The sequence below is a fragment of the Adhaeribacter arboris genome, assembly GCF_003023845.1.
Taxonomy (GTDB): domain Bacteria; phylum Bacteroidota; class Bacteroidia; order Cytophagales; family Hymenobacteraceae; genus Adhaeribacter; species Adhaeribacter arboris.
Genome location: NZ_PYFT01000001.1, coordinates 2253020 through 2267964 on the forward strand (window position 1 = coordinate 2253020; position 14945 = coordinate 2267964).

Genomic DNA, 14945 nt, shown 5'->3' on the forward strand with positions numbered 1-14945 from the left:
AATAAATAATGCGGAATTGGTATTACAAAAATGACTAAAAGACCGATAAAGGAACAAGAACTAAATCTGGTTAAGCACCTACTTCAACTTACTTCCAAATTAAATTTTGATTTAACTAAATTTACTACCGTTATAGAATTAGAAGATGGTGGAATGGGTAGTATTCGTTTTATAAATAATAAGCCCGCCAGAGTTTATGGGACAGATCTTGTGCAAGTTGAATATATTGACGAAGACAAAGTTCCGGTATTAATTACGGTAACCATAGGTAATCATCAAGAATTGTTTGAACTGGAATTTTGGAAAGTAGATTTTGGGAAACTCCTCCGTAATCCCAATCCTTCTGAAATAACCATAAAAAACTAAAGAACAAATATTTTAGCCGATCAAACTGAACGATGATTGCAGTAATGTTTAATTTTTCTTATTGTAGATTTTAAAACAACTTCAGGAAAGCAACGATAAAAGGTACTACTAATACTAAGCTATCAAACCGGTCGAGAATACCACCATGACCAGGAATAAGAGTACCTGAGTCTTTTACCTGCAAGCTACGCTTTAATAGCGATTCAATTAAATCGCCGAGTACACCGAAAATAGAAACGATTACGGCAATACCCAACCACTGCAATAAATTTAAGTCCTGAAAATACACCGACAGAAAATAGCCAACCAGTAGAGCAGCGAAAGCACCGCCAACCCAACCTTCCCAAGTTTTACCCGGCGAAATTCTTGGAAATAATTTATGCTTACCAAAAGTTTTCCCAACAAAATATGCCCCTGAATCAGAAGCCCAAATTAGCAGCATCGTACCCATAATTACTTGCCAACTATAATAGCCCTTTAAAAAGCCTAAAATGGGCAGCATACTAAAAGAGCCGCCTACGTACAACATTCCGACAAGTGTAAGAGCAATATTTACAAAGGGTTGTTCTTTTTTACGGAACAATTCGGCGATAAAAACAAAAAAAACAATGGGGGGCAAAGCAAACAAGGCCTTTGGTTGCACCACTTTTAATTGCAGCAGAAAAATTAACACGAATAAGGCACTGCCTAATACAATGCCGGCGTTGTAATTAGGCGCAAAACCCCGCAAAGTAAGTAATTGATAAAATTCCCGAATACCGAGCACCGTTAAGCCGAGAAATAAAACAGCAAATGTCCACTGATCAAAGTAAATTGCGCCGATAAATAAGGCTCCCCCGGCTAAGCCCACCAATACACGTTGCTGAAAATTATTTAACTGCTTTTTTTCGGTTGGTTCAGCGGGCATTTTATTTAGTACTTGTTTCCGGGTGCAAGATAAAAAGTTAATGCCAACTAAACCTTAGCCCACTCTTATTTCTAAGGCGGCTATTTCACTTCTTTAAAAGGATTAGCTGAAATATAATCCTGGAAAATCCTGAATAATTATCCTAAATAAAGATTTTATCAATGAAAAAACTTAAACTTAGTTTCTAAATTTAAATGGATAATAATACCGGAAGATTTAATTTCAGATTTGCCCTAGAGTTTTAAGTTGTTGGCAGTTCGGAAGGCTGCTTCATAGGTAAATTTTTGTAACTCCGGTAAAGGTATAAAAGGGTGAGTACGCTGATAATTAAAGAAAGCATAATACTACTCAAGGGCATAGCCGTGGTAGCCTCAATCTGAAAGTTTATAAATTTTCGTTGTTGCAAGTAAAGAACCAGTACGGTAAAACCATTATTCATAAAATGCCCGGCAATGGGCACCCAGATATTACCCGACCAAGCGTATAAGTATCCTAGAATGGCGCCTAATAACATGCGCGGAATAAAGCCATAAAACTGCATATGAATAGCACCAAAAATAAACGCGGCTACCCAAACGGCTACATGTGTATTTCTCAATACCCGGTTTAAGCTGCGCTGCAGCAAACCTCTGAAAACAATCTCCTCTCCTATCGCCGGAATCAAACCAAAAATCAACATACCAAAAAGAAACTGTCCCGGATTATCAAATACAGTTAGTTGGTTAGTTAAAACTTTGAGAGTTTCTTCCTTTGACTTTGCCCAGGTTTCAAAAGCTTTTAGCGCTTCCGGAAAATGCACGTTGGCATTCCAGTTAATTACCCAGGAATTGGCGGGCATAATAAACAAGATCACTAAAGCACTAAGCAATACCAAACTCAGTGGTACGTATTTTTGGGGGATAAGTAAGTACCCGGTCTCCGGTTGCTGGCGTACACATACGCTAACGGCCCCAAAGTAAAAGCAAATAGATGAGTTACCCCCTGGAAAAGGTTAATGGCCATTTTTCCGTTAGGTTGAGCATTTGGATTTTGGGTGAGTTGGGTTATATCGATTAATTTCACATTAAATAATACCTTCATGAGTACCAGCGCTATAAAATTGCCGATGAAGAAGCCACCGGCAATAAAAAGCAATAATACCAGCATAGCCGTAAAGGGGTGTAGGTCTTTCGAAATGAAACCTTTCATAGCGGGATTTCGGTTTAGAAATGGTAAATTTACGCGAATTTTTAAATAATCTATTCTTTGGTAAAGATAGGAAATATTACTCTACCGGACTTTCCGCTTCTATTAGCGCCTATGGAAGACGTGAGCGATCCGCCCTTCCGGGCCGTATGCAAGGCGAACGGCGCCGACTTCATGTACACCGAATTTATTTCGTCGGAAGGATTAATTCGGGCAGCCGCTAAAAGCCGGCAGAAATTAGATGTATTTGATTACGAACGCCCTATTGGCATACAGATATTTGGCAGTGATATAGAATCTATGCGGGAGTCAGCGGTAATTTCTGCCGCTGCCGGGCCGGACTTAATTGATATTAATTACGGCTGCCCGGTAAAAAATGTGGCTTGTAAGGGAGCTGGCGCGGCTTTGTTACGCGATGTTCCTAAAATGGTGCAAATGACCGCAGCCATTGTAAAAGCCACTACTTTACCGGTTACGGTAAAAACCCGCCTCGGCTGGGACGATGCCACGAAAAACGTAACCGAAGTAGCGGAGCGCTTGCAGGATATTGGTATTCAGGCCTTATCCATTCACGGCCGTACCCGGGTACAGATGTACAAAGGAGAGGCTGATTGGCGTTTAATTGCCGAAGTAAAAAATAATCCCCGCATTAAAATTCCAATTTTCGGTAACGGGGATATAGATTCTCCGCAAAAAGCGCTGGAATACAAGAACCGTTACGGGGTGGATGGCGTGATGATTGGCCGGGCCGCTATTGGTTACCCTTGGGTATTCCGGGAAATAAAACATTACGTGCGAACCGGCGAGATGCTGGCTCCGCCAACGTTAGAAGAACGGATTACCAATTGCAAACTACATTTCAGCCGTTCTCTGGAATGGAAAGGTGAACGTCAAGGCATTTTTGAAATGCGCCGGCATTATGCTAATTATTTTAAAGGCCTGTCTAATTTTAAACCCTTTCGCGTGCGCTTGGTTCAAACCGAATCCCCGGCAGAAGTTTACGATATTTTAGAAGAAGTAGCTTTATCAGAATCGCTGATTTACGCGGATTAAGGGATTACGCAGATTTTTATCTTGTCTTTGGTAAATTTGTTTGCAGCAAGCGTTTATGTACTATAATCAAAACTCTAATTTAACTCACTTAAAGAGTTAATGCTCATTTCTTTTGGTTACCCTTTAGTAAAATGAATAAAGAGTATGCTTATGCGGATATCACCCGAAAAGTAATTGGTTGTGCTAGGCAAGTTCATACTGTATTAGGTAATGGCTTTCAGGAAGTTATTTATCAACGTTCTTTAGCAATTGAAATGCAGGCTGCCGGACTACAATTTGCTAGGGAAATAGAGATGCTATTATATTATAAAGACCAGGAGGTGGGTATCCGTAGAGTTGATTTTCTAGTAGAAAATCCTGTATTAGTCGGATTAAAAGCCGTATCAGAGATTACTATGCTTCACCATGCTCAAATTATCAACTATCTTAACGCTTATAGATTGCAAGTAGGTTTATTGGTTAGTTTTGGTGGAAAAAGCTTAACATATATACGATTCGTAAAAACAAAAAACTTACGTAATCTCATTTTACTAATTCTAGCCATCATATTAAACTCTCCATCTATTTACATCTGGGTAATACGCAAATCCGCATAAATCTGTGATCCAAAATTCAATCTGCGTAACCCTTGAATTTGCGAAAATCTGCGATTCTGGAATTAGCGATTCAGTTTACTATGCCGATAACTGTAACTAAAGTAAATCACTAGACCTAAAGCCAGCCATAATAGAAAACGGCTCCAGTTGGTAATACCTAATTCGGTCATTAGGTATAAATTAGTGAGCAGGCCTAAAACCGGTATTAAAGATAAATTTCGGGTATAAGCATAGTACGTAAGAACCAGGCATACCACCAAGAATCCGTACATAGGCAACCGGTGTTTTACTACGTCCCAACCTGAATTTATTCCGTCGCTTAAACTAAAGAAATGCTGTATTCCTTGGGGATTAAAGTACAATGCTACGAGTATGCCTACTAGTAATAAGGTGGGCAAAATAAATTTAGCGTTATAATAAGGTACCCGGAAACCTTTCGTACCGGGCAACCGGGCTTGGTCGTGGTCGATGAGTAAAATACCGCCGCATACCAAAACAAACGCGAACAAAGTACCAATGCTGGTTAAATCGGTTACTTCCGTCAGGTTCATAAATAAAGCCGGAATACCTACCGCCATACCTGAAATAATAGTAGCGAAATAAGGAGTTTTAAACTTTGGATGAACCTTGGAAAAAGCATGGGGCAACAAGCCATCGCGGCTCATACTCATCCAAATCCGGGGCTGCCCAATCTGAAACACCAGCAATACACTCGTCATGGCAATTACAGCGCTGAAAGCCACAATACCGGAGATTATATTTAAATGTAACCGCTCGAAAACGTAAGCCAGTGGATCCCCGATACCGAGTTCAGTATAAGACACCATGCCCGTTAAAACTAAGGTGATGGTTACGTACAAAAGAGTACAAATAATCAGCGCGTAAATCATGGCTTTCGGCAAATCGCGCTGCGGGTTTTTACATTCCTCGGCCGTAGTAGAAATGGCATCGAACCCGATATAAGCAAAAAATACCGCGGAAACTCCTTTTAAAACTCCGCTTATTCCATTGGGGGCAAAAGGGCTCCAGTTAGCCGGTTGTACGTAAAAAGCGCCTACTACAATCACCATTATAATTACCAGTAATTTAAGCAGCACCAGAAAATTTGCGGTTTGTTTCGATTCTTTAATACCTACGTAAACCAGGTAAGTAATAACAATGGTAATGAACAAGGCCGGAATATCGGCCACTAAACGAATGGGACCAAAAGTAGGCGCTATTTGCCAGGCAGAGTAAGCATCTCGTAAAATAGGAGTAGCATCGGCCAGCGTTTTACCTTGCGCCAAAAGTTCCGTAACCGCCGAGTGGCCCCGGGAAGCGGATAAATAATCCATGGTCAGGTACAAAGGAATATCTAAACCCAACCCGCTTAAAAAAGAAGTAAGGTAATCGGACCACGAGATGGCTACCGCAATATTACCGATGCAATACTCCATTAATAAATCCCAACCAATAATCCAGGCGATTAATTCTCCGAAAGAAGTATACGCATAGGTATAAGCACTACCCGAAACCGGCACGGTAGAGGCAAACTGAGCGTAGCACATGGCCGAGAAGGCACAAGCCACGGCGGTAAATACAAATAAAAGCGAAACAGCCGGACCGCCTGCCGCACTGGCATTACCAATCGTACTAAAAATGCCCGCCCCAATTACCGCCGCTATACCCAGCGCCGTTAAGTCTCTTAAAGTAAGATTGCGCACCAAACCACCCGTAGTATGCAAGGATTCGTTATGGTCGAATTCGGCAACAATAGAAGCTATATCTTTTCGGCGAAAAAGATTCCTAAAATTCATAAGAGGTAAGTAAAAGCGGAAAGTACAAATTATTTACATAACAATGGCAAAACTATTATCTTGCCCGGCAACCGAAAGGTAGATGTTTCACCGTAAACTTCCGGTATTTTTTATGAATTCAGAAGCTATTTTTAAAAAGTTACGCTTATCACCCAACCAAAAAATATTGGTTATCAACGCACCAGCCGAATTTTCAGATTTACTTACCGAATTTGCGTATGATGCCCAATTTAACCCGAAAAATAAAGGCCTTTACGATTTCATCGCGGTTTTTAGCACTTCAAAATCAGAAATGGAAGATGTAACGCAATCGGTAGCAGAAGCAGGTAAATACGATTGTTTATTCTGGACCTGCTATCCCAAAGGAACCGGAAAAATGAAAAGCGATCTGAAACGAGATACTATCTGGAACGTGGTAGAGCAGATTGGTCTACGTTGCGTTACCCAAATTGCCCTCGACGAAACCTGGTCTGCTTTACGAGCCAGACCTCACGAGGCGGTAGGTAAATAAAAATTTCAAATTTATTCGGGTTGTTATTAACTCGTAAGTAATACTACCTATTTTTTAAATAGTATGAGTAGTATATAAAAATTCTAAAAACTTAATCTAGATGGTTTTAATTTATGCGGAACAAAAATTATATTAATAATTCATTTTATTCTGGTTTAAAGAGCATCATTTCATTGTTATAAATGGCATTGACTATTACCTAAGTGCGCCGGGCTGACCGCAGTTAATTGCCGCCGCTATTCCGATCAATTCTTATTGTTGTTGTAAATATTCCTAGTCTGGCCTTATGACAAACCAAAAATATGAGTCGGTTCTAACGCAATTAAGTACCATTATAGTTACCGATGCCAAAGGTTTTATATTGGAGGTAAATGAAAATTTTTGCCGAATCAGCCAGTATACCAGTTCTGAGTTAATCGGTCAACCTCTCCGTAATTTCCAGTTAGAGCCCCCACCCGAACAATTTTTTACTAATCTATCTTTTACTACTGCTCCTATTTGGCGCGGAGAAATTAAGAATAGAGCAAAAAACGGTAGTTACTTTTGGCTGGATTCGTCGATTGCACCTTTTACAGATGAAAATAGTCAAACAAGCGGTTTTATTTTTAACTGTTCGGATATTACAACTAAGAAAGAAGAAGAGGCCAAACTAATCCGGCAAGTTCAAAAATTTAATTTTATTGTTGAGCATAACCCAGATGGCTTCATTAATGTAAATGCGGACTGGCAGATTACGGGCTGCAATAAAAAAATGGAGGAAATTATTGGCCTGAAGCGGGAACAAAGTTTAGGTCGCGATTTCATTCAACTATTTGTGGCTGGAACTACTGGAGCCGATAAATGTACCGATTTAGAAAAAGCTTTAGCCGAACAAGAACCCACCAGCTTTGATGTATATTGTCCGGGTCGGAAAGCCTGGTTCGAGGTTAGTGTTTACCCCGATGGGAGAGGTCTGGCTTTAACTTTCCGGGACATTACCGAACAAAAATTAAATATTGAGAAAATAAAGCAGTCGGAACAACAATTACGGGCCATCCTACAAAGCACGGTTTCCGCCTTCTTTTTTCTTGGCTTAGATATGCGCGTTATCAGTTTTAATGAACGCGCCCGGCAAAGCATAAAACGCATGTATAATAAAGAACTACAGGCAGGAGATGATATTCGACAGTATAGCTTTGAAAAGGAAACCCGGGCAATAACAGAACCTTTTCAGAAAGCCTTACTGGGAGAACCCGTAGAAATAGAGCGTAAAACGCAGGTAAAAGGCAAAACAGAATGGTACTGGATGACTTACTTTCCCGTTTTTGATGAAGATAACCAAATTATGGGCGTAGTGCTAAACGCCGTAAATATTGATAATCTTAAACTTTTTGAAACGGAAACTTTGCGGATGAACGAACGATTTCGGCTGGCCGCTAAAGCTACTAACGATGCTATTTACGACTGGGACATAGAAAAAAATAAATTTCAGAGGTACGAAGCTTTTTACGAGATGTTTGGCTATCCGCCCCAAGAGGTAGCAAGCTCGCTAAGTTGGTGGGCGCAACGGATTCATCCGGAAGATAGAGGAACGGTGGTAAGCAGTTTAAATCAGGCTATCTTAGATAATCAAATGCATTGGCAAGCGGAATACCGTTTTAAATGCCACAACAATAGCTATAAATTTGTGTACGACCGGGGCTACATTGTTTATACGGAAACGGGTGCGCCTAACCGCATGATTGGAGCTTTGCAAGACATTCAGCAAGTAAAGGAACACGAGCTTAAAATAACCCAGCAAAACGAACAACTCCGCGAAATTGCTTATTCCCAATCGCACGAAGTCAGGCGGCCGGTGGCCAATATTCTGGGCTTATTAAAATGCTTAAAAAAAGAGGATTTTGGTACGAAAAACCAGCAGGTTTTACAATACTTAGAGCAAACTACCGTAGAATTAGATCAACTTATCCGCAAAATAGTAGATAAAACGTACCATACGTAATCCGTAAATTTCTTAACGATTCAGCATTACCCGGAACATGGTGCCTTTGCCTAATTCCGACCATTTTACGTATAACCGGCCCTGGTGGTAATTCTCGATAATCCGCTTGGCCAAAGCCAGCCCTAAACCCCAACCTCGTTTTTTAGTGGTATATCCCGGCAAAAACACATCGTTCAGTTTACTTTTAGGAATGCCCTTACCCGTATCTTTAATATCAATGGCTACATTATTTTTGTTTTTACCGGCAAAAGAAAGCCGTACATCAATACTGCCTTTGCCATCCATGGCATCAATGGCGTTTTTACAAATATTTTCAATTACCCACTCAAACAGCGGAATATTTACTTTCGCCGGCGTATCCGACGGGAATTCAGCTTTAACGCTAAAAGCTACTTTCTTCGATACCCGGTTTTGCAAATAACTAATGGCATTCTCGGTCACGCGTAAGATATTTTCATCTTTTAATGTGGGTACCGAGCCAATATTACTAAAGCGTTCAGTAATAATTTCGAGCCGCCGTACGTCTTTACCTAATTCTTCGACAATAGGTTCATTCTGGAAATTTGGGCTAGCTTTTAAGTACTCGTACCAGGCCATCAACGACGAAAGCGGCGTACCCAGTTGGTGCGCGGTTTCTTTCGCCAGACCTACCCAAACCCGGTTTTGCTCTGCCTTACGGGAATAACTAAAAGCAAAGTAAGCCATCAGCGAAAAGCAGGCAATTACCGTTAACTGCACGTAAGGATAGTAGCGCAATTGAGAAAGCAAAGCTGAATCTTTATAAAAAATATAGTTTTTATTCGGACCGTAATCCACCAGAATGGGGTTATGCTGCTCCTTCATAATAGCTAACTCGCGTTTTAATAGTTCCAGTTTTTTACTTTCAGCAATATTTTTCGGGAAAGGAATATTCTTCGAATCCTGCACATTTTCCTGCCCATCCGTTAATATAACCGGAATAGTTTTATTGGCATCAATAATTTCTTCCTGAATGAAAACCTTATTGTCGTCACTTTCGCTATCAATCATAAACCGCAATCCTCTGGCGTAGAGTGCTATCCGTTGCCTTTCGATTTCGGAGAGTTTACTTACCAGAATGTTGCTGTAAATAACGGTTGCCGCGCCAATCAACAAGGCGATAACGATAATAACTAACTTTAATCTGGTTTTTTGGAATATATTGGTATCATTCTTTGTTAAGATAGCAGCACTCCTACTGTATGGTATAAGCAGTTATTATAAATAAAAGTATAATCAGTGCTGTTAATAAACGAAAGTTACCTGTAAAACAGATGCCCCAAGGCTAAAATAATTAATGATTTATTAAGCTAAACAAGTAGGTTTATTTAAAATGATTATAAATAAACTTGGTTTTTGAATACATAGTTTTAATTTTAGAAATCGCAATGTAATATTGCGGGCTAGTTCGTTCCTTTATCATGCTTCAAAATTTTAAAGCAGTAACGTTATCGTATAAAAAGGCACCTTTGGATATCCGCGAGCTCATAGCTTTAGACGAGATCTCCTGTAAGCAGTTTTTGCAGAACCTTAAAGATTTTATTCAGGCATCGGACCTGCTGGTTCTTTCTACCTGCAACCGCACTGAGGTTTACTACACTTCTGACTCAGATGCCAGTGCCGAAATTGTAAAGCTTTTGGGTATTACCAAAGGCATTGCCCATATAACGCAATACCTCGATTATTTTACTATTATCAATAGCCATGCGGACGCCGTGCAGCATTTGTTTGAGGTGGCTATGGGACTGGATGCTCAGGTAGTCGGCGATATTCAAATTTCAAATCAGGTAAAGCAAGCTTACCAGTGGTCGGCGGATAATGGTACGGCGGGTCCGTTCTTGCATCGTTTGCTGCACACTATATTTTTTACCAACAAGCGGGTAGTACAAGAAACCTCTTTCCGCGATGGCGCGGCTTCTACTTCGTACGCGGCCATTGAGTTAGTAGAAGAATTAACGGCGGATATTCCCGAACCAAAAATTTTAGTGGTAGGTATTGGCGAAATAGGGGCTGATGTTTGCCGTAACTTAAAAGAATCGGCGGCTTTTCAACACGTTACTATTTCGAATCGTACGGAAACGAAAGCGCAACTATTAGCCGACGAATGCCAGTTACAAGTACTTCCCTTTGAAGATATTGTATCAGGCTTGAAAGAGGCGGATGTAATTATTTCTTCTATTGCCACCCATTCGCCGTTTTTTACTTCCGAGATGATAAAAAGGCTGAACGTGTTATCGTATAAATTCTTTATTGATTTAGCGGTGCCGCGCAGCATTGAAGCCGACGTAGAAAATATTCCGGGAGTATTGGTTTATAATATCGATACTATCCAAAACAAGGCTACCAAAGCTTTAGAGCAACGCTTGGCTGCGATACCTAAAGTACAGGAAATTATTGCCGAATCTATTGAGCAGTTCAACGACTGGTCGAAAGAAATGATGGTGTCTCCTACGATTCACAAATTAAAGAATGCGCTGGAAACCATCCGTCAGGAAGAAATGGCCCGTCACCTGAAAAAATTAAGTCCGGAAGAAAGCAAGCGCGTCGATGAAATTACCAAATCGATGATGCAAAAAATCATCAAGTTACCAGTCCTGCAATTGAAAGCAGCCTGCAAACGGGGGGAAGCCGAAACGTTAATTGATGTTCTCAACGATTTATTCGATTTGGAAAAACAACCGGATGAGCAGGCATCATAAATAATTTTGTACAACTAAACAGCAACGGCCCGAAAAATTCGGGCCGTTGCTGTTTAGACGAAAGTTAATTTATCTATCCCCTAATTGCTAGTCAAGATAACTCAGCCTTTAACTCATTTCAAGTGCATTGGATAGTTTTTACGGAAAAGCTACTTTTGATTTTACTCACCACCTGGAGGTACTAGAAAAGCAAACTAAATTCAATTTATAAGCTGGGTAGTTCAATGGGACGGTTGTCCTTGAAGAAGCTGCAATTTCTTACATGAATGAAAAATTCATTCGAATACTCCACCCTATCATTCTTCTTTTTTCTTCCTATAATCATAAGAAACCAAGTTTAACCGGTTCCTTCATGAACCCTTTTGATTATCGCCGCAGACCGCAGCTATGTTCAAATTCCTGCCAAATAACAAGTACTACTAGCCAGTAGTGGAATACCCATTCTTTTCCGGTGGTCGCTCATTTACCTTCACCACACAAAGAACATAAATCTACCGCTATGACAAGTTTCTCTCCTTTACTTCCATTACTACAGGTACTCCAGCCAGGTATAATACCGGTTTTCTGCGAACCATTCTATAGGGCAATCTCTCCTGTTCGAGGGCATTCGACCAAAGACAAAGTACAATTTCTATTCGGCCTTTTCATCGTTTATTTTTCTATTTTATCCACTATAACCTCTTTTATTTCCCTGAAAACTTACATCCACCAATTTACTACAGCTTTACTGGTGCAGTCACTTTTTCAACCCGGATTTACTAATGCAACAGTTAGGCTTTCCCCGGTAAATTTTACCAAAATTAGCTAAGCCCCACACTTAAAAACGAGGCAGCAAACCTGGTACTAGTCATCTTCTTCTTCCTAAATTTTTTATCCAATCATTTTAAAGTCTATCCATATGAAAACTGTATTCACTATTATTTTGCTCTTGATTTTTCATCTGGCCCAGGGCCAGGTAAGGTATTTTCAGCGTGAGTTTAATTTAAATTACGTGACGCCTTTATACCGGCACGAACGGTTAAACGGCGGCATCCGAACCCATTTTAATTTTGATGCGAATAATCCTTACTATTTTGTAGGCATTGGCACCTCGTACAAGAACCCGGCGCTCGCCTCTCCCAACAATACCGCCGACCGTTTGCGCTTTATCCGTTTAGGTTCATTAAGTAATGTCTTAGCTAATCGCAGTCATCAGTACGCCCGAGACGGAAAAGCCTTGAATGTCCAAGGTAACAGTATTACAGAAATAAAGATTGCGGCCGGAAATGGCGGTTATGTAGCAGTTGGGGCAGTTTCCAGTAATTCGGTAACCGGGGCAATAGCCACCGGGGGAAGTGATGTATTATTTACTAATTTAAATTTCAATGGTTTTGTGGTAAACTCCTCCCGGATAGATATTGCCGGGGGGAGCGACATTGCCTGGAGTATCAAAAGATCGAATACGCTTGCGGGTGGCCAACCTACCTGGATTATTTGCGGCGAATCGAAGCAAGGAGCCACCCATACGGATAGTTTCGTGGCGCGGGTAACTTCGGCCGGCGCTATTATCTGGTGCAACCGTTTTAACTTCGACCCGGGGGGAGGTTTGTTCAATTCCGCGCATTGTATCGCCAAACAACTGGTAGAAGATGCCAATGGAAATATTTACGTAGTGGGTACCTTGCGGGATAATACGGGAAATAACGGCACGGATGGGCTGGCTTTTAAACTCGGACCGGGTGGTAACTTAATTTGGGCCAACAATTACCACTTAGCATCCGACGATGAGTTTCAAGCGGTGCGAGTAACGGTAGATAATAATTTAATTGTGGGTGGCTTCACCAATTTTACCGGCCTGTATAATATGCAGATTACCAAACTAACCGCCGCTGCCGGCGCCATTCAATTTCAGAATATCCTGCGAGCCAGAAATGGCAATACTACCTACCCTAGCAAGTGCTACGATATTTTAGAAGCACCCGGACCAAACTATTACCTGGCCGGCGTTATCTCCCAGGAGGGCGTTAACCGCGAAATGATGTACCGGACGGGTGCCGGAGGAGCAGGAATTAACTGGAATAGTTATAATCCGATGGTATTTAGTGTGGGATTTGGTCTGAGTTATGTACCGGATAACAATTGCCCGGGCATTGCTTATTTCTCTTCGCTGAAAAATACCAACAATCCGGTTTTTAGTGATAGCCACATCATGAAAACCGATTTAACCACGAAGACCTGTAATTTTATGTTTCCGAAAGCTCCCTCTAATTTAGCATCTAATTTGGTACGATTCGCCCGGCCACGGCGAATGCAACCAGCGGGTTCAGTAGCCGGATTAACCTGCACCACTGTAACTTACGACGATAAGCTGATTTGTAAGGTAGATTGCCCTGCAGCCGCAAGCGTTATTACGCCTGCTGATTCTAAGTTACCAGAGCCTCCTAAGGCAAATAGTAAATTAGTACTTGCTCCTAACCCAGTTACTCAAAATCTGCATATAGAGGCGGCCTCTTTGCCCACTGGCGCGTACCAAATTGAGCTAAAAGATATGCTAAAAGGAAATACTGTCCTGCAAAGAACGAACAACCTGCGTACAGGAACGCTGACCACCGACCTGGATTTATCAACGATTCCTTCCGGAGTCTATCTGCTTACGATTAAGTCGGGAACCTTGGTACTGCAACAGAGAGTAGTGAAGCAGTAAGATATATTGATTTCTTAAATATCGGTAAGAAAAGGACAGCTAATTCATTTTGCTGTCCTTTTCTTTAGTTAAACTTACTTAACGCACCTGCCGAACCCGGCGCATAAACTTACCTTTCAGTTAAAAACGAAAGAAGTACAGTATTTCTTGACCATGCAGGAATGGAAATCTAAAATTGGTTTAGTGAACAGAAAGAAGCAAAAGAGAGTTGACCAAGTCCTGGAAAACTTAATTATAGATTTTTATCTTGTAGGAGCAGTAGCTAGAGCTGTTTAGATGAGAGGAATAAATAATATCGCACTCAAACGAACAACAGGAGATATAGTTTTTGCAGTCTTAATAAATAATGTTAAGGGTTATTTAAAAAACAGTGATAGAAATATTTCGTAAATTTGAATAAATGAAAGCTTATGATAGTTGAAAGGACAAACAATGAATTAATCATCCGGCTTCCGGCAACTGTTGATGCGGCAGAAATCCAAGACTTATTAAGTTATTTAAGGTATCAAGAGTTGACTTCTAAGTTTACCGTTAAACAGAGTAAAGTGGATAAGCTTGCCCGGCAAGTTAATCAGGGCTGGTGGGAGCGCAACAAAGACAAGTTTATTAAATGAGAATTGTTGTTGACACCAACATTGTCTTTAGTGCTATTCTTAACTCTTCCGGAAACCTTGGTAAAATCCTCATTCATTCTAAAAAACATTACCAGCTATACTCTTGTCATTACCTCAAGGAAGAAATCTTTGAACATAAGAACAAGCTGTTAAAGCTGACAAAATCAACAGAAAATGAATTATTAGAACTCATTGACTTAACTATCCGCAATATCCAGTTCTTGAACGAAGCCGTTATTTCAGAAAAGACTATTTTAAAAGCTTATGAGCTTGTTAGAGACGTAGATGAAAATGATACTATTTTGTTGCTTTAACCAAGCATTTGAAAGGTTCTAAATTATGGACCGGAGACAAAAAACTTATATCAGGGCTTCACAAAAAGAAATTTACGCAAATAATATCCATTGCTGAATTAAACGCCTTTCTGGACCGAAAAGAAGAAATAAAAACGTCCGCTAATAATGTGTATATAAAACTCTTGCTTCACTACAGATTTTTTATATACTAACCGATGCTGTATACGAGAAATCGAGAAA

General features: G+C 40.5%; 14 protein-coding genes. 9 read left to right on the plus strand and 5 right to left on the minus strand.

Going from position 1 to position 14945, the window contains the following annotated elements; genetic code table 11:
* Positions 1-30: 30 nt before the first annotated feature.
* Complete coding sequence (locus tag AHMF7605_RS09160; RefSeq protein ID WP_106928546.1) at positions 31-366, plus strand: DUF6984 family protein; 336 nt, start codon at positions 31-33, stop codon at positions 364-366.
* A gap of 70 nt (positions 367-436) precedes the next feature.
* Here AHMF7605_RS09160 and AHMF7605_RS09165 read toward each other — a convergent pair whose 3' ends face one another.
* From AHMF7605_RS09165 to AHMF7605_RS09175, 3 genes are all read right to left on the minus strand, one after another.
* A complete protein-coding gene (locus AHMF7605_RS09165; protein WP_106928548.1) occupies positions 437-1273 on the minus strand; it encodes a phosphatidate cytidylyltransferase in 837 nt (278 codons plus the stop codon).
* Positions 1274-1514: 241 nt separating this feature from the next.
* Entirely contained in the window at positions 1515-2111 is a 597-nt protein-coding gene (locus AHMF7605_RS09170; protein WP_146153553.1) for a CPBP family intramembrane glutamic endopeptidase, read from the minus strand.
* Between the two features lie 38 nt (positions 2112-2149).
* A complete protein-coding gene (locus tag AHMF7605_RS09175; RefSeq protein ID WP_106928551.1) occupies positions 2150-2461 on the minus strand; it encodes a hypothetical protein in 312 nt (103 codons plus the stop codon).
* Between the two features lie 57 nt (positions 2462-2518).
* Between AHMF7605_RS09175 and dusB the strand changes: the two genes are divergently transcribed.
* Together dusB and AHMF7605_RS09185 are read left to right on the plus strand one after the other, a co-directional pair.
* Positions 2519-3511, plus strand: a complete 993-nt coding sequence (dusB, locus tag AHMF7605_RS09180; protein WP_106928553.1) for a tRNA dihydrouridine synthase DusB — start codon at positions 2519-2521, stop codon at positions 3509-3511.
* Between the two features lie 131 nt (positions 3512-3642).
* Positions 3643-4107, plus strand: a complete 465-nt coding sequence (locus tag AHMF7605_RS09185) for a GxxExxY protein (protein ID WP_106928555.1) — start codon at positions 3643-3645, stop codon at positions 4105-4107.
* Positions 4108-4169: 62 nt separating this feature from the next.
* Here AHMF7605_RS09185 and AHMF7605_RS09190 read toward each other — a convergent pair whose 3' ends face one another.
* Complete coding sequence (locus tag AHMF7605_RS09190) at positions 4170-5903, minus strand: amino acid permease (protein ID WP_106928557.1); 1734 nt, start codon at positions 5901-5903, stop codon at positions 4170-4172.
* Between the two features lie 112 nt (positions 5904-6015).
* Between AHMF7605_RS09190 and AHMF7605_RS09195 the strand changes: the two genes are divergently transcribed.
* Both AHMF7605_RS09195 and AHMF7605_RS09200 read left to right on the plus strand, forming a co-directional pair.
* Positions 6016-6414: a hypothetical protein gene (locus AHMF7605_RS09195; protein ID WP_146153554.1), complete on the plus strand. Its 399-nt coding sequence runs from the start codon at positions 6016-6018 to the stop codon at positions 6412-6414.
* Positions 6415-6700: 286 nt separating this feature from the next.
* Entirely contained in the window at positions 6701-8395 is a 1695-nt protein-coding gene (locus AHMF7605_RS09200; RefSeq protein WP_106928561.1) for a PAS domain-containing protein, read from the plus strand.
* A gap of 12 nt (positions 8396-8407) precedes the next feature.
* Here AHMF7605_RS09200 and AHMF7605_RS09205 read toward each other — a convergent pair whose 3' ends face one another.
* On the minus strand, positions 8408-9529 hold the full coding sequence (locus AHMF7605_RS09205) for a sensor histidine kinase (protein WP_233218992.1): 1122 nt from the start codon (positions 9527-9529) through the stop codon (positions 8408-8410).
* A 305-nt stretch (positions 9530-9834) separates the two neighbouring features.
* On the opposite strand from AHMF7605_RS09205, the gene hemA reads away from it, so the two are divergent.
* From hemA to AHMF7605_RS09225, 4 genes are all read left to right on the plus strand, one after another.
* Entirely contained in the window at positions 9835-11112 is a 1278-nt protein-coding gene (gene hemA / locus AHMF7605_RS09210) for a glutamyl-tRNA reductase (RefSeq protein WP_106928565.1), read from the plus strand.
* A gap of 898 nt (positions 11113-12010) precedes the next feature.
* Positions 12011-13795, plus strand: coding sequence for a T9SS type A sorting domain-containing protein (locus AHMF7605_RS09215; protein WP_106928567.1), 1785 nt, complete (start codon positions 12011-12013; stop codon positions 13793-13795).
* Between the two features lie 410 nt (positions 13796-14205).
* Complete coding sequence (locus AHMF7605_RS09220; RefSeq protein ID WP_106928569.1) at positions 14206-14409, plus strand: hypothetical protein; 204 nt, start codon at positions 14206-14208, stop codon at positions 14407-14409.
* Positions 14406-14723, plus strand: a complete 318-nt coding sequence (locus AHMF7605_RS09225; RefSeq protein ID WP_106928571.1) for a PIN domain-containing protein — start codon at positions 14406-14408, stop codon at positions 14721-14723. The genes AHMF7605_RS09220 and AHMF7605_RS09225 overlap by 4 nt, the downstream gene beginning before the upstream one ends.
* Positions 14724-14945 lie beyond the last annotated feature (222 nt).

Excerpts from the sequence above, each read along its gene's own strand:
- AHMF7605_RS09160 (WP_106928546.1), top strand. The coding sequence starts at position 31 with ATGACTAAAAGACCGATAAAGGAACAAGAACTAAATCTGGTTAAGCAC.
- AHMF7605_RS09170 (WP_146153553.1), bottom strand. The coding sequence starts at position 2,111 with ATGCCCGCCAATTCCTGGGTAATTAACTGGAATGCCAACGTGCATTTT.
- AHMF7605_RS09215 (WP_106928567.1), top strand. The coding sequence starts at position 12,011 with ATGAAAACTGTATTCACTATTATTTTGCTCTTGATTTTTCATCTGGCC.
- AHMF7605_RS09165 (WP_106928548.1), bottom strand. The coding sequence starts at position 1,273 with ATGCCCGCTGAACCAACCGAAAAAAAGCAGTTAAATAATTTTCAGCAA.
- AHMF7605_RS09225 (WP_106928571.1), top strand. The coding sequence starts at position 14,406 with ATGAGAATTGTTGTTGACACCAACATTGTCTTTAGTGCTATTCTTAAC.
- hemA (WP_106928565.1), top strand. The coding sequence starts at position 9,835 with ATGCTTCAAAATTTTAAAGCAGTAACGTTATCGTATAAAAAGGCACCT.
- AHMF7605_RS09195 (WP_146153554.1), top strand. The coding sequence starts at position 6,016 with ATGAATTCAGAAGCTATTTTTAAAAAGTTACGCTTATCACCCAACCAA.
- AHMF7605_RS09185 (WP_106928555.1), top strand. The coding sequence starts at position 3,643 with ATGAATAAAGAGTATGCTTATGCGGATATCACCCGAAAAGTAATTGGT.
- AHMF7605_RS09190 (WP_106928557.1), bottom strand. The coding sequence starts at position 5,903 with ATGAATTTTAGGAATCTTTTTCGCCGAAAAGATATAGCTTCTATTGTT.
- AHMF7605_RS09175 (WP_106928551.1), bottom strand. The coding sequence starts at position 2,461 with ATGAAAGGTTTCATTTCGAAAGACCTACACCCCTTTACGGCTATGCTG.
- AHMF7605_RS09200 (WP_106928561.1), top strand. The coding sequence starts at position 6,701 with ATGACAAACCAAAAATATGAGTCGGTTCTAACGCAATTAAGTACCATT.
- AHMF7605_RS09220 (WP_106928569.1), top strand. The coding sequence starts at position 14,206 with ATGATAGTTGAAAGGACAAACAATGAATTAATCATCCGGCTTCCGGCA.